The following is a 15,852-nucleotide window of genomic DNA, read 5'->3' as shown; positions in this document are numbered from 1 at the left end:
CCCGATCACCGCCCGGTCAGGACGGGGCGCCCCCGCCCGGGGACTTCCGGCCGGCGTCCTCGATCGCCTTCCTCAGTGCGTCCGGAGACGCGAGCACCTCGCCGGACAGCTTGGCGCCGTCCAGGGTGAGCCACGGGGTGGCGGTGACCCCGGCGCGCTCGGCGTAGGCGGTGGCCCGGTCGACCTCCGCGGTCTTCTGCGCCTTGTCCACGCAGGTGGTGAAGGGGGCGCCGGAGATGCCGACGGCGCCGGCCCAGGTGATCAGGTCGGGGTCGGCGAAGCCCTTGTCGCCCTCGGCCGGCTGGTGGGCGTAGATCTGGTCGTGGTACTGGATCCAGCGGTCGGCCGGGGCGCACGCCGCCGCGTTCGCCGCGCGCCGGGAGTTGCCCGACAGCGGCTCCTGCTGGAAGAGCTGGAACGGCCGGTAGACCGTCTTGACCTTGCCCGCGGCGGCCAGCTCCTTGATCGTCGGGCCCTGCCTGTCCTCCAGGTCCTTGCAGATCGGGCACTGGAAGTCCTCGAAGATCTGGAGGACCGGCCGGGCGACGCCGGGCCGGGCCATCACCACCGCCCCGTCGGACTGCCTGGACGTCGGCGCGAGGGCCCCGGTGTAGGCGGGGGCGGGCTTGCCGCCGCCGCCGTCCCGGGTGAGGACCACCACCACGACCACCACGACCACCGCGGCGGCGGCGACCGCGCCGACCACGACCAGCAGCAGCCGGCGCCGCCTCTCCCGCGCCGCCTGCCGCGACCGCTCCGCCGCGAGCCGCTGCCGTGCCGAACGATCCCTGCCGGGCTTGCTCATCGATCCCCCGATCGGCCCCATCACCCTGCGTAACCGCAGGTACGAGGGTAGGCCGGGGGCGGGGCGGGCGGCGGGTGCCGCGCCGCCCCGGGCGGGAACGGCGCGGACCACCGCGCGGATCGGCGGTCAGGCCGGTGAGGCCGGCAGGTCAGCGGGCCGGCCGGTCAGCCGGTCGGCGGCTCAGCGGGTCACTTGCCGGACGCGCCGGTGATCACGGCCTCCAGGGCGCCGGGCGACATGATCTCCTTCTGGAGGTCGAGCTGCCTGCCGTCCAGGAAGACCGTGGGGGTGCCCTCGACCTTGCGGGTCTTCAGGGCGTAGTCGGTCATCGTGTCGACCTGGGGCTTCTTCTGCATGTCGGTCACGCACTTGTCGAACCCGGCGTCGGTGATGCCGACCTCCTTGCCCCACCGGACCAGGTCCTTGGGCGCGAAGCCCTTCGAGCCCTCGGCCGGCTGGAACTCGAACAGCGCGTCGTGGTAGGAGACCCACTTGTCGGCGGGGACGCACAGCGCGGCGGCGGCCGAGCGCAGCGAGTTGGTCTTGACCGGGTCCTGCTGCCCGCCGAACAGGTGGAACGGCCGGTAGACGACCTTGACCTTGCCCTCGGTGGCCAGCTTCTGGATGGTCTTGCCGCTGCTCTTCTCCATCTCCTGGCAGATGGGGCACTGGAAGTCCTCGAAGACCTCCAGGAGCGGCTTGGTCACGCCGGCCTTGGCCAGCACGATCGACCCGTCGGCCTCGCGGGTGACCGGCGGCAGCGCGCCCTTGTGCGCGGTCGCGTGCTGCATGCCCTTGTCCCGCTGGTCCATGATGATGACGACCGCCACCACCACGACCGCCACCGCGACCACCGCGCCGAGCACGATGGTGAGCAGCCGCCGCTGCTTGTCCCGCGCGGCCTGCCGCTTGCGCTCTACGGCCAGGCGTTCCCTCGCGGACCGCTCCCGTGCGGCCTTGCTCATTGGCACTCCTATGCGGTGATGGTGGCCGCGCCCGAGCGGCGCGATCCGGACCGGCGGTGCTGCTCGGCCGCTAGTCGACCTGGCCGATCCGCCGGAACTCGTCGACCAGGACGAGGATGAACAGCAGGATAGTGAGGATGTGCACCCCGGTGCACCACAGACAGATCTTATGCAGCACCGCGAGTTCCACGGTCACCAGGTAGACCACGAACAGCACGCCGACCGCGGCGCTCGCGAGCCGTCCCCAGCGCAGCGCGGGCAGTCCGGAGCGGAGCGCCCACGGGGTGATCAGCGCCGCGAACGCGACGAAGAACAGCAGGCCGAGGAGCGGCAGCGGGATCCCGGCGAGCTCGGAGTAGCTGCTGGTGGTGACGGCGTGGCAGTCGACGCTGCCGGTGGCCGAGCAGAGTAGCGCGACGTCGGCGTCGTAGTGGCTGACGGTGAGGTAGACCGAGATGCCGAGCCCGGCGAGGGTCAGCAGCCAGGCGAGGGCCTGGAACCACAGCGGGCGGGACGGTTCCGCGGTCGTCTCGCCGCCGTCCCGCGCCGTTATCTCTTGCGTCATCGTGATCCTCCCGGGCCGCCGCGCGGCCTGATCCGCTGGGCCGGGCCGGGCACGGCCCGCCGCCGGCGAACACTCAGCCTACGGGAGAGCGCCCGCGGGGCGGCCCCGAACCGGACGGCCCCGGCGGCGAGTCGCGTGAACGCCCGGGCCCGGCCGGGCCGCCGTGCCGGACGGGGCGTCCGGCACGGCGGCCCGTACGGGTTCAGCCGCGCTTGCGGACGCCCTCGGCGAGCTCGGCGGTCAGGTCGCGGACCCCGGCCAGCCCGGCGCGCTCGTCGGGCGCGTCGAGCAGCCGGCGGATGAACGCCGAGCCGACGATGACGCCGTCGGCGAAGCGGGCCACCTCGGCCGCCTGGACGCCGTTGCCGACGCCGAGGCCGAGGCCGACCGGCAGCGCCGATCCGCTCTTGGCCAGGACCGTGCGGGTGCGCTCGACCAGCCGCGGGGCGCCGGTGTCGATGGCGGTGCGGGCACCGGTGACGCCCATCAGCGAGGCGGCGTACACGAAGCCCCGGCAGACCTCGGTGATCTTCTCGATCCGCTCGTCGGTGGAGCTGAGCGCGACGAGGAACACCTTGTCGAGGTCGTGCGCGTCGGCGGCCTCGAGCCAGGGGCCGGCCTCCTCGGGGGTGAGGTCGGGGGTGATCAGCCCGGCGCCGCCGGCCGACTTCAGGTCGCGGGCGAACGCGTCGACGCCGTAGTGGTCGACCGGGTTGTAGTAGGTCATCACCAGGGTCGGGACGCCGGTGGCGGCGACGGCCTCGACGGTGCGGAACACGTCGGCGACGCGGATGCCGCCGAGCAGCGCCTGGTGCACCGCGTCCTGGATGGTGGGCCCGTCCATCATCGGGTCGGTGTAGGGCAGCCCGATCTCGATGGCGTCGCAGCCGGCCTCCACCATGGCGGTGGCGGCGGCGATGGCGCCCTCGTAGCTGGGGAACCCGGCGGGCAGGTAGCCGACGAGCGCGGCGCGCCCCTCGGCCGCGGCCTTGTCGTAGGCGTCCTGGACGCTCATCGGCCCTCACCCTCCGGCATCAGGCCGAAGTACTCGGCGGCCGTGTGCATGTCCTTGTCGCCGCGGCCGGACAGGCACACCAGCAGGGTGCCGTCCGGGCCGAGCTCCTTGCCGAGCTTGATCGCGCCGGCCAGCGCGTGCGCGGACTCGATCGCCGGGATGATGCCCTCGGTGCGGCACAGCAGCGCGAACGCCTCCATCGCCTCGGCGTCGGTGATGGGCCGGTACTCCGCGCGGCCGGTGTCATACAGCCAGGAGTGCTCGGGGCCGACGCCGGGGTAGTCGAGCCCGGCCGAGATCGAGTGCGACTCGATGGTCTGGCCGTCGTCGTCCTGGAGCAGGTAGGTGCGCATGCCGTGGATGACGCCGACCGAGCCGCCGGTGATCGTGGCGGCGTGCCGGCCGGTCTCCACGCCGTCGCCGGCGGCCTCGAACCCGCAGAGCCGGACCGAGGCGTCGGGGATGAAGGCGTGGAAGGCGCCGATGGAGTTGGATCCGCCGCCGACGCAGGCGACGACCGCGTCGGGCAGCCGGCCGGTGAGCTCCAGCACTTGCTCGCGGGCCTCGACGCCGATGATCCGCTGAAGCTCGCGGACCATCATCGGGAACGGGTGCGGGCCCATGGTGGAGCCGACGCAGTAGTGGGTGTGGTCGACGGTGGCGACCCAGTCGCGGAACGCCTCGTTGCAGGCGTCCTTGAGGGTGCGGCTGCCGGCCTTGACCGGGACGACCTCGGCGCCGAGCATCCGCATCCGGGCGACGTTGAGGGCCTGCCGCTCGGTGTCGACCTCGCCCATGAAGATCGTGCACTCCAGGCCGAGCAGCGCCGCGGCGGTCGCGGTGGCGACGCCGTGCTGGCCGGCGCCGGTCTCGGCGATCACCCGCCGCTTGCCCATCCGCTTGGCGAGCAGCGCCTGGCCGAGCACATTGTTGATCTTGTGTGAGCCGGTGTGGTTGAGGTCCTCGCGCTTGAGCAGGATCCGGGCGCCGCCGGCGTGCTCGGCGAACCGCGGGGCCTCGGTCAGCAGGCTGGGCCGGCCGGCGTAGTTCTTGAGCAGGTCGGCCAGTTCGGCGGTGAACTCGGGGTCCTTGCGCGCGGTCTCGAACTCGTGGGTGAGCTCGTCGAGCGCGGCCATCAGGGCCTCGGGGGCGAACCGCCCGCCGTACAGGCCGAAATGGCCCGTGACGTCGGGCACGGGCACGGCGGGGCCGCCGCGCGCGGGGTCGGTGGTCATGAGGGAGAACGTCCTGTCGTGCGTGTGGATGGCTGGCTGTCTGTCAGTGGGACGTGGGCCAGCCCCGCCATCGTTCGCGCAGTGTCGTCTCCGGCCCCCGCCGGGGGCCCGCCTCCGTCGGCGGTTCCTTCCGCATGGCCGTACTTTACTCGTTTCCGCTGCTCGCCCGGACCGCCCGCGCCCGGCTCAGCCGCTCTGGCGCAGCGCCGGGTGGGCGCCCGCGGCGACCAGGTCGGCGACGGCGGCGCGCGGGTCGCCGCCGACGACCAGGCTCTCGCCGACCAGGACGGCGTCGGCGCCGTGGGCGGCATAGGCGAGCAGGTCGTGCGGACCGCGCACACCGGACTCGGCGATCTTGACGATGTGCTTGGGGATCAGCGGCGCCACCCGGCGGAAGACCTCCCGGTCGACCCGGAGGGTGCGCAGGTCGCGGGCGTTGACCCCGACGACCTTGGCGCCCGCGTCCAGGGCACGCGCCAGCTCCTCCTCGTTGTGCACCTCGACCAGCGGGAGCAGGCCGATCGACTCGGCCCGCTCGACCAGCGACACCAGCGCGTCCTGCTCCAGCGCGGCGACGATCAGCAGCACCACGTCGGCGCCGTAGGCGCGGGCCTCCCAGAGCTGGTAGGAGGTGACGACGAAGTCCTTGCGCAGCACCGCGACGCCGACGTTGGCGCGGACCGCGGCCAGGTCGTCGAGGCTGCCGCCGAAGCGGCGGCGCTCGGTCAGCACGCTGATCACCTTGGCGCCGCCGGCCTCGTAGTCGCGGGCCAGCGCCGCCGGGTCGGCGATCGCGGCCAGCGCGCCCTTGGACGGGCTGCTGCGCTTGACCTCGGCGATCACCGACACACCCTGGCCGCGGAGCGCCGCCAGCGCGTCGATGGGGGGCGCCGCCGCGGCGGCGCGCTCCTTGAGGGCCTCGAGCGAGACCTCTCGCTGCCTTTCGGCGAGATCGGCCCGGACGCCTTCGATGATCTCGTCGAGCACGCTCGCGCTCTGCTCGCTCACGCCTGGGCCCCCTATTTTCCGGTCGATCCGTGCACCGATCGTAGCCGCACCGGCGGCCGGGCCTCGCATCCGGGAGGGGGGTCAGCGCCTCCCCGGCGGGACGCGGGGCGCGGCACGGCCGGACGGTCCGGGCGTCACGGGGCCAGCACGTGCGCGAACGGCAGGTTGCGGACGATCCCGTAAGCGAGCAGGACGCCGACGGCCACATGCGCGGTCGCGGGCCGCAGCAGCGCCGACCTCATCGGGAGGCCCCGCGCGGTGCGCACTGCCCACCGTCCCCACAGGTAGGCCGCGACGGGGATCAGCAGGAACAGGAGCTGGTTGGAGCCGAACGCGGCTCCCACGTGCCCGTGCGCGAGGTCGTTGACCATGCGCAGCCCCCCGCATCCGGGGCAGTACAGGCCGGTCAGGAACAGAAAGGGGCAGGTCGGGTAGTGGCCCGGCCGGTGGGGGTCGACGTTCGCCACCACGGCCGTCCCCGCGAGGACCCCGCCGAGCACCAGCGCCGGGGCGAGCCGCATCCAGACCCCGCGGCCTCCCGGCCCGTCCGGCCGGCCGCCCGGCCGCCCTCGCGGCGGGCCCGGCCGGTCGAGGGCGCCGTGGGACGCCTGCGGGCCGGGCGGGTGCTGTGCCCGGCCGTGAGCTGGGACGTCGTCGTGCGCGGGTACGCGGGTCACGGCCTCCAGCCTAGACGCCGCGCCCCGGATCAGGGTTCAGGCGTCCAGGACGTATCCGACCCCGCGCACGGTCCGGAGGGGGTTGTCGGCGCCGAGCTTGGCGCGGAGCTGGGCGACGTGGACGTCGACCGTGCGGCTGCCCGCGCCCGCGCCGGGCCCCCAGGCGGCGCCGAGGAGCTGCTCGCGGGTGAAGACGCGGCCGGGATTGGCCATCAGGAACTCCAGCAGGTCGAACTCGGTGACGGTGAGGCCGACGTCCCGCTCGCCGACCAGGGTCGTCCGGGCGCTCGGGTCGAGGATCACCGGGCCGGCGCGCAGCAGCCCCGGCGCGTCGGCCTCGCCGCTCCGGCGGAGCGCGTCGCCGACCGCGGCGACCAGCACGCGCGGGCCGAACGGGCGGGTCACCCGGCGCTCCCCGAGGTCGCCGACGGCCGGGTCGGGCCCGGCCACGACCACGACGACGGGGGCGGCGGGCGCCGCGCCCGCCACGCGGCGGTAGAGATCGGCGGGCCGTGCCGACACCGACAGGTCGAGCACGATGACGTCGGGGCGGATCCGCGCGGCGGCGGCGGGCGCCCGCACCGGGTCGGTCTCGATCTCGACCTCGTAGCCCTCGCGGGCGAGGTAGCGGCGCTCCAGCTCGGCGACGGGCGGTTCGTGCTCGACCACCAGGACCAGCCCGCCGCCCTCGGCGCTCACCGGCGGGATTCCCGCGCCGCCGTCGGGTCCTCTCCGCGGTCGAGGGACTTCCACAGGCTGGACGGGTCGTCTGGGACGTCCGCGGAGGACCCGCCCCCGGCGCCGCCCGGCCCGCCCGGCCCGCCGTCGTGGGACGCGGCGGGGGCCTCCCGCTCGTAGCGGGCCGACATCCCCGGCCAGCGCGTCCCGCGCACCAGGGCGATCAGCCCGGCGATCATGAGCAGCACTCCCCCGGCCACCGACACCGTCCACCACAGGTTGACGTCGGCGGCGGGCCGGGAGCCCAGCCTCAGCAGCGCGCTCTTCTCACCGGCCACCGACACCACGTGGGCGTGCCGGACCGCGATGGCGGAGCTGTAGACGACGCCGGCGCCGAACAGCGCCAGCAGGACCCCGACGCCCGCGCGGACGCGTCCGCGGGTGGCGAACAGCGCCGCCAGCCCGGCGAGCCCGGCCCAGCCGAGCGCGCCCGCGGCGCCGCCGAGATCGCGTCCGGTCAGGTCCTGCACGAACGGCGTGATGGCCTCCCTGGCCTTGACGCTCGCCCAGGGGCGGCCGGCGGCCAGCAGCGCGAGGCCGGCTCCGGCCGCGCAGATCAGCGCGGTCAGGCCGCGCTCACGCCCGGGGGACACCGGTCATTCACCCTCGCCGGTCGCGGGCCGTTCGCCGACCACGGCGTCGAGCACGTCGGCGTCCCAGCAGGTGCGGTCGCCGGTGTGGCAGGCGCCGCCGACCTGGTCGACCTTCACCAGCACCACGTCGGCGTCGCAGTCGAGGGCGACCGACTTGACCCACTGCTGGTGGCCCGAGCTCTCGCCCTTCACCCAGTACTCCTGGCGGCTGCGCGACCAGTAGGTGCAGCGGCCCGTGGTGAGGGTGCGGTGCAGCGCCTCGTCGTCCATCCAGCCGAGCATGAGCACCTCGCCGGTGTCGTGCTGCTGGGCGATGGCGGGGACGAGGCCGTCGTCGGTGCGCTTGAGACGGTCGGCGATCTTGGGGTCCAGATTGGACGGGCGAGCGGACATGGATCCATTGTGCCGGGTCGCCCGCGCGATCCGGCACGGCCCCGCCGCCCGGCCCCGTCCCCGGCCCGCTTTTCCCTTCCGCCGGGACGCGAAAGGGCCCGCCTCCCCGGGGAGAGACGGGCCCTGACGTACGGCTAGGGGGTGTTACAGGGGGACGACCTGGTCTGCCTGCGGACCCCGGTTACCCTGTGTCACCTCGAACTGGACGCGCTGATTCTCGTCCAGCGTGCGATACCCGGAGGACTGAATCGCCGAGTAGTGCACGAAGACGTCCGGTCCGCCGCCGTCCACGGCGATGAAACCGAAACCCTTTTCGGCGTTGAACCATTTCACGGTGCCCTGCTGGGGCATGTCTTTCTCCTTGCGGCAAAACATGGGCCCACACCTCGTGGGCCCGGCGCGGTCACTGCGGAACGCCCTCGCCTACCGGTACGGTCCCCGGAAAAGCCAAAACGCCCGCTGCCATCAGTCCGCGGGCGTCTGGACAAACGATCGAGAACCACGACTGCAACCGACGGGGCCACCGTATCACCGGTTCCCCGCAAAGCGGAGGGGTCGCATCCCTCACGATTCACCTCTCGGCGAACCACGGCGTTACCGGCCCATTAAAAGCCCCAACCCGACTTCGTCAGGGTCTTGACAGAGTCCGTGGGCCCGGTCACGCGGACCCGCGCCACGCCCGTCCGGCCGAGGGCCCAGAGCACCAGTTCCCCTACGGGGCCGTGCACGCGCACTGGACCGGCCGCGCCGCCGGAGGCGCCCCGCCGGGCGCCGGAGACGTGAAGGCTCCGCCCGTCCGGCTGGACGAGGGTGACGTCGACCGGCACTTTCTTTAGGACAAACCGGGCAATTTTAATCCTTCGCCACAGCAGTTCCTCGAGACCCGCGGGGAGCGTCCTCGACTCCCAGTCCGGACGCGCCCGGCGGATGTCCTCGTGGTGAACAAAGAACTCCACCGCGTTGGCGATTTTGTCCACGACCGGAACCGCGAAGGGCGACGACTTCGGCGGCCCGCGGCGAATCCGATCGACCAGCCGGTCGAAGGGCACCTTCCGCGCCGTGCGCCGCCGGACGCGCTCTGTGTAGAAGGCCAGCGGCGGCACCAGTATTCCGGGAGCGGCGTCAAGGCGGCCCTCTCGGACAACGAGGTGAGCGGCCAGGTCCGCCGTGTTCCAGCCCGCGCACTCGGTCGGGGCGCCGGGACCCGCCTCGGCAAGGGCCGCGCACAGGAGCAGCCGCTCGCGGCGCGCCGGGTCGATGCTCCGGGCCGGTCGGCCGGACTCGTCGGCGGGCGTGCTCATACGCCGATCGTAAGCCGTGCGGGGGCCGACCGGAATGACCGGTGCGCGGCCGTACGGGAATAAGCGCCCTTATCGGATGGTAGGCATATTCAGCCCCCGTATCCCCGCGAACCGGCACGCGGGGAGCCCCCCTGGCGCGCGCCCGCGCCCCCCGTGATCGAGGAGAATCCGTGCCATCAGGTTCCAGACGCGTCAGCCCGCACGTCCTGAGGGAGGGCGGGCGCGTGCTGTGGGTCGCGGTCAAGGCCGAGCCGACGGTCTTCACGGTGTCGGTGCTCGCCAGCGCGCTCTACGCGGCCATGACGGTCGCCACCGCGCAGGTCCTCGGCTGGGTGACCCAGGACGTCATGCTCCCGGCGTTCCGCTCCGGGCACACCACGGCCGGGGCGCTGTCGGGGGCCGCGGCGGCGATCGTCGGAGTCGCGCTGTTCAAGGCGCTCGGCGTGGCGGGCCGCCGGTTCTACGCCGGGCTCATGCAGTACCGCATGCAGGCCCGCTACCGGCGCGAGGTCACCCGGCAGTACCTGCGGCTGCCCCTGGCCTGGCACCACCGGCACCCGACCGGGCAGCTGCTGTCCAACGCCAACGCCGACGTGGAGGCGGCCTGGGCGCCGATCGCGCCCCTGCCGATGGCGGTCGGCGTGGTGGTCATGCTGCTGATCGCCGCGGTGTCCATCCTGCTCACCGACACGGTGGTGGCGATCGTCGGCTTCCTGGTCTTTCCGGCGATCGCGCTGCTCAACGTGGTCTACCAGCGCAGGCTCTCACCGGTCGCGACCCGAGCCCAGCGGCTGCGCGCCGAGGTCAGCGAGGTGGCGCACGAGAGCTTCGAGGGCGGTCTGGTGGTCAAGACGCTCGGCCGCGAGGAGTCCGAGACCGAGCGGTTCCGCGCGGGCGCGGAGGCGCTGCGGGACGCCAACGTGGCGGTCGGGCGCATCCGGGGGCTGTTCGACCCGGTGCTGGAGGCGCTGCCGAACCTCGGCGTGCTCGCCGTCCTGCTGATCGGGTCGGCGCGGCTCCAGTCCGGGGCGATGACGGCGGGGGACCTGGTGCACGTCGCCTACCTGTTCACCCTGCTCGCCTGGCCGATCCGGGCGCTCGGCTGGGTGCTGGCCGAGGTGCCGCGCAGCGTCGTCGGCTGGGAGCGGGTGCGGGGCGTCCTGGACGCCGGGGGCTCGATGCCGTTCGGCGGACGGGCCCTGGACGAGGACAAGGCGGCGGCGCTGGAGGTCCGGCGGGTCCGCTTCGGGTACGAGGCGGACGGCGACGGTGCCGACGAGGACCTCGGCACCGAGGCGACCGGCGAGGGCCGCGCGCAGGGGAGGCAGGTCCTGCGCGACGTGTCGTTCACGGCCGCCCCCGGGCGCACGATCGCGCTGGTCGGGCCCACCGGGTCGGGCAAGTCGACGCTCACCTCGCTGCTCGTCCGGCTCGTCGACCCCTCGGACGGGTCGGTGCTGCTGGACGGCCTGGACGTGCGGGACGTGCGGCAGGGGGGCGTGGCCGAGACCGCCGCGCTGGTCCCCCAGCAGACGTTCCTGTTCGACGACACCGTCCGGGACAATGTGGCGCTCGGCCTCGACCTGCCGGACGAGCGGATCTGGGAGGCGCTGCGGCTCGCCCAGGCCGATGGGTTCGTGGCGGCCTTGGCCGACGGGCTCGACACCAGGGTCGGCGAGCGCGGCGCGACCCTCTCGGGCGGGCAGCGGCAGCGGCTCGCGCTGGCGCGCGCCCTGGTCCGGCGGCCCCGGCTGCTGGTCCTGGACGACGCCACCTCCAGCGTCGATCCGCAGGTGGAGGCGCGGATCCTGCAAAGCCTCCGGGAGGCGCAGGCCGCCGAGGGCGGCGGCGGCGCCACCGTGATCGTCGTCGCGTACCGCAAGGCCACCATCGCGCTGGCGGACGAGGTCGTCTTCCTGGAGCGGGGCACGGTGGCCGCGCAGGGCTCGCATGCGGAGCTACTGGAGCGTTCCGAGGGGTACCGCGAGCTCGTGAACGCCTATGAGCGCGCCGAGGCTGAGCGGGAGGCAGAGGCGCGGGAGGCGGAACTGGAGACGGGCGGGTTGGAGACGGGCGAGCTGGAGACGGGCGAGCGGCGTCCGGCGGGGCAAGAGGCGTTCGAGGGCGGGGAAGGGGCGTTGGCGTGACGACGACGACATTGAACGAGGTCGCCGCCGACGAGGGGGCGCTGAGCACGCTGCGGCGCGGCCTGCGGCTGAGCCCGGAGTTCCGGGCGGGGCTGACCGGGACCCTGCTGCTGGCCCTGGTGGCGACGGCGGGACGCGTCGTCGTCCCGATCGCGGTGCAGCAGACCCTCGACAAGGGGCTGAGCGACACGGGCGCCCCCCACACGGCGTTCATCCGCACGGCGGTGCTGCTGTGCGCCGTGGCGGTGCTGGTGACGGCGGTGAGCGCGTACGCGATGAACGTGCGGCTGTACAAGACCACTGAGGGCGGGCTCGCGGCGCTGCGGGTCAAGGCGTTCCGGCACGTGCACGACCTGTCCATGCTCACCCAGAACGGGGAGCGGCGCGGCGCGCTGGTGTCGCGGGTGACCGGCGACGTCGACCAGATCAGCCAGTTCATGCAGTTCGGCGGACTGATGATCATCGTGTCGCTGGGGCAGCTCGCGGTGGCCAGCGTGCTGATGCTGGTGTACTCCTGGCCGCTGGCGCTGCTGGTGTGGGCCGCGTTCCTGCCGCTGACGTTCGCGCTGCGCCGCTTCCAGCGGCTGGTGTCGGCCGCCTACACGCGGGTCCGCGAGCGGATGGGCGACCTGCTGGCCGCGGTCAGCGAGTCGGTGGTCGGCGCGCCGGTGATCCGCGCGTACGCGTCGGAGGAGCGCACCGCCGAGCGGGTGGACGCGACCGTCGACGAGCACCGCAGGGCGCAGACGCGGGCGCAGGGGCTGGTCGCGATGACCTTCCCCACCAGCGAGATGGTCGCCGCCGCCGCGACCGCCGCGGTCGTGGTGGCGGGCACGCTGCTGGGGGTGGGCGGGCACCTGACGGCCGGCGAGCTGGTGGCGTTCCTGTTCCTGGTGACGCTGTTCGTCAGCCCGATGCAGACCGCCACCGAGACCCTCAACGAGGCGCAGAACGCGATCGCCGGATGGCGCCGGGTGCTCGGGGTGCTGGACACCGTCCCCGACGTCGCCGACCCCGGCGAGGCGGGCCAGACGCTGCCGCGCGGCCCGATCGAGGTGCGCTTCGAGGAGGTCGGGTTCGCCTACCCGGGCGGGCCGCCGGTGCTGCACGGGGTGAACGCGGCGATCGCGCCGCGCAGCCGGGTCGCGATCGTCGGGCAGACCGGGTCGGGCAAGACGACGTTCGCCAAGCTGCTGACCCGGCTGATGGACCCGGTGTCCGGCCGGGTCCTGGTCGACGGCGTCCCGCTGGACCGGGTCCGGTTCTCGTCCCTGCGGGAGCGGGTCGTGATGGTGCCGCAGGACGGGTTCCTGTTCGACGCGACGCTGGCCGACAACGTCCGGTACGGCAGGCCCGGCGCGACCGACGGCGAGCTGGCCGCGGCGATCGCCGAGCTCGGGCTGGCCGACTGGCTGGACGGGCTGCCGCGCGGCCTGGACACGCCGGTCGGGCAGCGCGGCGAGTCCCTGTCTGCGGGCGAGCGGCAGCTCGTCGCCCTCGCCCGCGCGTACGTGGCGGCCCCCGACCTGCTGGTGCTGGACGAGGCGACCTCGGCCGTCGACCCGGCCACCGAGGTGCGGATCCAGCGCGCCCTGGACGGGGTCACCCGGGGCCGTACCGCGATCTCGATCGCGCACCGGCTGTCGACCGCGGAGGCGGCCGACGAGGTGATCGTGTTCGACGCGGGCCGGATCGTCCAGCGCGGGCCGCACGCCGAGCTGGTCGCCGTCCCCGGCGTGTACGCCGATCTGCACCGGTCCTGGATCGCGCAGCGCTCGATCTGAGCCGCGCCGGGCGCCCGTCCGCGGTGCGCCCGGCGTCGGTTTCCGGGGCGGTCCGGACTTTCTGCTGTGACGACCTGGGGTAAAGCACTTGCCCGTTATCTGGTCGAGTGCGCATTCTGCTGGGGTGAGCAGCTATGAGGTCGTCTTGGAATCAGCGGGCACGCTGCACGGGCAGCTACAGCGCGGCCTGGGCCGTGCCGCCCGGCGCGCGGCGGACGAGCCGGGCGCGGGCGAGTACGTCTACGACTGCGTCCGCCGGGATCCGCGCTGGGATCCGCAATGCGAGGATCGGGGGCTCTACTACGCCCGGCTGATGGTGGACCTGGAGTTGCCGGTCGGGCCGGTCGCCGAGCACCTGTTCGATCCGGCCGACGCCACCGACGACGGCGACTGGCGGGCGCAGCTCGCCCTGGACGTGCTGGCCGACCTGGTGCGGCTCAGCCGCCGCGAGGCGGCCCTCGTGCTGCGCCAGTACGCCGACGAGGGCGCCCAGTGGTTCGACGCGCTCGACGCCCTGGCGGGGCTGCGCGACCCGTCCCTGACGCTCGGCCTGGAGGGCCTGGTGGCGGCGCGGTGCGACGACGTCGAGCTCGACCTGCTGGTGGCGGGGCCGCGCAACCCGGTGGTCGAGACCTGGGCGGCGGGGCAGCCGCGGATAGCCCAGGCCCTGGAGCGGCGCCGGGGCGCCGCCCTGGGCCGCCGTCCCGGCGCCGCGTCGGGACGGCGGGCCGAGCGCAGCGAGACCGAACTCCTCCAGCTCGCCAGGGGCCGTGACAACGACGCCGTGGCGGCCATCTTCGAGCTCGGGCGCAGACGCGCCCTCGGCCTGCTCGACCTGGCCGAGGAGCTGCTCCCCCAGCGGCCCAGCAGATTCGGCGGCGCGGTGTGCCGGGCGCTGTGCGAGTACGGGCCCGAGGCGCTCCCCCGCGCACGCGCGTGGGCGACCGCGCGCGGCGGCTGCGCCGACATGGGGCTGCGCATCCTCGCCCGCCACGGCACCCGGCAGGACATCCCGCTGCTGATGAGCGAGCTGCGCGCGGCGCTCGACCGGCGCGACTGGTCCGCCGCCGCCGGGCCGATCGAGGGGCTGGGACGGCTGCGCGCGGGCGAGGCCGTCCCGCTGCTGAAGTCCGCCTGGACCGAATCCGCCTACGCCTACCTGCGGCCCCGCGTCCTGACGGCGCTGACCCGCACCGCCCCGCACACCGCCGAGTCCTACACCGTTGAGGGGCTGTGGGACTGCGAGGAGAAGGTCCGCGACGAGGCCGCCCGGTTCGCCCCGCTGACCGACGAGACCCGGATCCGCCTCCAGCGGCTCCAGCACGACGCCGCCGAGGACCATGAGGTCCGCGCCACCTCCGCCGCGCGGCTCATGACCTAGGGGCCCCCGCCCCGGCCCGGCGGACGCCGTCGGCGGCGAGCTCTGACAGGTTCATCGCCGCCGCACGGCGCACGGCCGGGATCTGCCCGGCCCCCCGCAGCAGCAGGTTGCGGACCCACCGCTGGGACGAGCCGTCGAGCGTGGCGGCGCGGGTCAACCGGTCGGTGAAGGCGACCACGCCTTCGGCGACCGGACGGCGCGCGGCCTCGTAACCGTCCGGCCCGGCGCCGGGCCGGAGCGCGGCGGTGAGCCGCCCGGCGAGGTCGGCCGCATCCTGGATGCTGGTGTTCATGCCCTGGCCGCCCAGCGGGCTGTGCACGTGGGCGGCGTCCCCCGCGAGGAAGATCCGGCCGTCCCGGAAGCGGTCGGCGAGACGGCGGTGCACCCGGAACCGCGAGCTCCACTCGACCTCGGTCACCCTGGCCCGGCTCCTCATCGGCCCGCGCGCGTCCAGGATGGCCCGCACGTCGTCCAACCTCAGACGCTCGGGCGCCGGGCCAGTGACGGCGGCGACGACCCGGGTGCGACCGCCCGGCAGCGGCGCCACGATGGCGGGCCCGGCGGGCGCGAGGAAGACCGCGGCCTCCTCGCGGCCGAGCGCCCACTCCATCCGCACGTCGGCGAGCACGAACGACAGGGGGTAGGCGGAGCCGGTGAAGCCGATGCCCGCGTGCTCGCGCACGGCGCTGTGCATCCCGTCGGCGCCGACGACGTAGCGGGCGCGGATCGTCTCGCCGGACGCCATGGTGGCGGTGACGCCTCCGGCGTCCTGCTCCAGGCCCGTCAGCTCGCAAGGGCGGTGGACCCGGCCGCCGAGCGCGGTGAGCCGGTCCAGGAGCACCGCCTCGGTGACGTACTGCGGGACCATCAGCATGTAGGGGTGCGCCGTGGGCAGGCCGCCGAGGTCGATCGCCAGCAGGATGCGGTCGCGGTCGCGGATGGTGAAGCGCGGCACGATCAGCCCGCGTCCCACCAGCTCGGCGCCGGCACCGAGGCCGTCCAGGACCTCCATGGTGCGGGCGTGCACGACGATGGCGCGTGAGGTGGTCCCGCGCTCGGCCAGGCGGTCGACCACGACGGCGTCCACGCCGCGTGCGGCGAGGCCGGCGGCGAGCGCCAGTCCGGCGGGGCCCGCGCCGACGATCAGCACGTCGGCGCTCGTGGGGAGTGGGGCGGCCGGGGCGGCCCCGGCGGGGCGGACGGCCGGTTCCGGGATGCGGGGGCCGTTCTGGGTGGACATGGCGT

Annotated in this window: 16 protein-coding genes; 3 read left to right on the top strand and 13 right to left on the bottom strand. The window is 74.3% G+C overall.

The annotated features are described in order from the left end of the window. Positions 1-16 precede the first annotated feature (16 nt). The 12 genes from OHA34_RS36590 to OHA34_RS36535 all read right to left on the bottom strand — a co-directional run bounded on the left by OHA34_RS36590 (position 17) and on the right by OHA34_RS36535 (position 9,295). Positions 17-805: a DsbA family protein gene (locus OHA34_RS36590; protein WP_329520157.1), complete on the bottom strand. Its 789-nt coding sequence runs from the start codon at positions 803-805 to the stop codon at positions 17-19. A gap of 188 nt (positions 806-993) precedes the next feature. Next, positions 994-1,770: a DsbA family protein gene (locus OHA34_RS36585; protein ID WP_285936726.1), complete on the bottom strand. Its 777-nt coding sequence runs from the start codon at positions 1,768-1,770 to the stop codon at positions 994-996. A gap of 70 nt (positions 1,771-1,840) precedes the next feature. Then, entirely contained in the window at positions 1,841-2,335 is a 495-nt protein-coding gene (locus tag OHA34_RS36580) for a vitamin K epoxide reductase family protein (RefSeq protein WP_285936727.1), read from the bottom strand. Positions 2,336-2,537: 202 nt separating this feature from the next. Beyond that, positions 2,538-3,350, bottom strand: coding sequence for a tryptophan synthase subunit alpha (trpA, locus tag OHA34_RS36575; protein WP_285936728.1), 813 nt, complete (start codon positions 3,348-3,350; stop codon positions 2,538-2,540). After that, complete coding sequence (gene trpB, locus OHA34_RS36570; protein WP_285936729.1) at positions 3,347-4,585, bottom strand: tryptophan synthase subunit beta; 1,239 nt, start codon at positions 4,583-4,585, stop codon at positions 3,347-3,349. Before trpB ends, trpA begins: the two co-directional genes overlap by 4 nt. Before the next feature lie 186 nt (positions 4,586-4,771). After that, positions 4,772-5,593: an indole-3-glycerol phosphate synthase TrpC gene (gene trpC, locus OHA34_RS36565; RefSeq protein ID WP_285936730.1), complete on the bottom strand. Its 822-nt coding sequence runs from the start codon at positions 5,591-5,593 to the stop codon at positions 4,772-4,774. 134 nt (positions 5,594-5,727) lie between these two features. After that, positions 5,728-6,270 (bottom strand): DUF2752 domain-containing protein, encoded by a 543-nt coding sequence (locus tag OHA34_RS36560; RefSeq protein ID WP_285936731.1) that lies wholly within the window; start codon positions 6,268-6,270, stop codon positions 5,728-5,730. A gap of 36 nt (positions 6,271-6,306) precedes the next feature. After that, positions 6,307-6,969, bottom strand: a complete 663-nt coding sequence (locus OHA34_RS36555) for a winged helix-turn-helix transcriptional regulator (RefSeq protein WP_329520156.1) — start codon at positions 6,967-6,969, stop codon at positions 6,307-6,309. Next, a complete protein-coding gene (locus OHA34_RS36550) occupies positions 6,966-7,601 on the bottom strand; it encodes a Trp biosynthesis-associated membrane protein (RefSeq protein WP_285936733.1) in 636 nt (211 codons plus the stop codon). The genes OHA34_RS36555 and OHA34_RS36550 overlap by 4 nt, the downstream gene beginning before the upstream one ends. 3 nt (positions 7,602-7,604) lie before the next feature. Beyond that, a complete protein-coding gene (gene hisI / locus OHA34_RS36545; protein ID WP_285936734.1) occupies positions 7,605-7,994 on the bottom strand; it encodes a phosphoribosyl-AMP cyclohydrolase in 390 nt (129 codons plus the stop codon). A 144-nt stretch (positions 7,995-8,138) separates the two neighbouring features. Then, positions 8,139-8,345, bottom strand: coding sequence for a cold-shock protein (locus OHA34_RS36540; RefSeq protein WP_018657218.1), 207 nt, complete (start codon positions 8,343-8,345; stop codon positions 8,139-8,141). A 254-nt stretch (positions 8,346-8,599) separates the two neighbouring features. Then, complete coding sequence (locus tag OHA34_RS36535) at positions 8,600-9,295, bottom strand: TIGR03085 family metal-binding protein (RefSeq protein ID WP_285936736.1); 696 nt, start codon at positions 9,293-9,295, stop codon at positions 8,600-8,602. Positions 9,296-9,465: 170 nt separating this feature from the next. On the opposite strand from OHA34_RS36535, the gene OHA34_RS36530 reads away from it, so the two are divergent. The 3 genes from OHA34_RS36530 to OHA34_RS36520 all read left to right on the top strand — a co-directional run bounded on the left by OHA34_RS36530 (position 9,466) and on the right by OHA34_RS36520 (position 14,607). Next, entirely contained in the window at positions 9,466-11,442 is a 1,977-nt protein-coding gene (locus OHA34_RS36530) for an ABC transporter ATP-binding protein (protein WP_285936737.1), read from the top strand. Beyond that, positions 11,439-13,226, top strand: coding sequence for an ABC transporter ATP-binding protein (locus tag OHA34_RS36525; RefSeq protein WP_329520155.1), 1,788 nt, complete (start codon positions 11,439-11,441; stop codon positions 13,224-13,226). The genes OHA34_RS36530 and OHA34_RS36525 overlap by 4 nt, the downstream gene beginning before the upstream one ends. Before the next feature lie 124 nt (positions 13,227-13,350). Beyond that, positions 13,351-14,607, top strand: coding sequence for a hypothetical protein (locus OHA34_RS36520; protein WP_285936739.1), 1,257 nt, complete (start codon positions 13,351-13,353; stop codon positions 14,605-14,607). On the opposite strand, the gene OHA34_RS36515 is transcribed toward OHA34_RS36520, so the two are convergent. Further along, positions 14,597-15,847 carry an FAD-dependent monooxygenase gene (locus OHA34_RS36515; protein ID WP_285936740.1) on the bottom strand — a complete coding sequence of 417 codons (1,251 nt, stop codon included), beginning with the start codon at positions 15,845-15,847 and terminating at the stop codon, positions 14,597-14,599. The genes OHA34_RS36520 and OHA34_RS36515 overlap by 11 nt on opposite strands. Positions 15,848-15,852 lie beyond the last annotated feature (5 nt).

Source organism: Spirillospora sp. NBC_01491, from assembly GCF_036227065.1.
GTDB lineage: Bacteria > Actinomycetota > Actinomycetes > Streptosporangiales > Streptosporangiaceae > Spirillospora > Spirillospora xylanilytica.
Note: the sequence above shows the minus strand (reverse complement) of the source record. Positions and strands in the feature narration are given on the sequence as shown.

What these genes read in the sequence shown, in the direction of transcription:
- OHA34_RS36590 (WP_329520157.1), bottom strand. Translation starts at nt 805, where the DNA reads ATGAGCAAGCCCGGCAGGGATCGTTCGGCACGGCAGCGGCTCGCGGCG.
- OHA34_RS36585 (WP_285936726.1), bottom strand. Translation starts at nt 1,770, where the DNA reads ATGAGCAAGGCCGCACGGGAGCGGTCCGCGAGGGAACGCCTGGCCGTA.
- OHA34_RS36580 (WP_285936727.1), bottom strand. Translation starts at nt 2,335, where the DNA reads ATGACGCAAGAGATAACGGCGCGGGACGGCGGCGAGACGACCGCGGAA.
- trpA (WP_285936728.1), bottom strand. Translation starts at nt 3,350, where the DNA reads ATGAGCGTCCAGGACGCCTACGACAAGGCCGCGGCCGAGGGGCGCGCC.
- trpB (WP_285936729.1), bottom strand. Translation starts at nt 4,585, where the DNA reads ATGACCACCGACCCCGCGCGCGGCGGCCCCGCCGTGCCCGTGCCCGAC.
- hisI (WP_285936734.1), bottom strand. Translation starts at nt 7,994, where the DNA reads ATGTCCGCTCGCCCGTCCAATCTGGACCCCAAGATCGCCGACCGTCTC.
- OHA34_RS36540 (WP_018657218.1), bottom strand. Translation starts at nt 8,345, where the DNA reads ATGCCCCAGCAGGGCACCGTGAAATGGTTCAACGCCGAAAAGGGTTTC.
- OHA34_RS36535 (WP_285936736.1), bottom strand. Translation starts at nt 9,295, where the DNA reads ATGAGCACGCCCGCCGACGAGTCCGGCCGACCGGCCCGGAGCATCGAC.
- OHA34_RS36515 (WP_285936740.1), bottom strand. Translation starts at nt 15,847, where the DNA reads ATGTCCACCCAGAACGGCCCCCGCATCCCGGAACCGGCCGTCCGCCCC.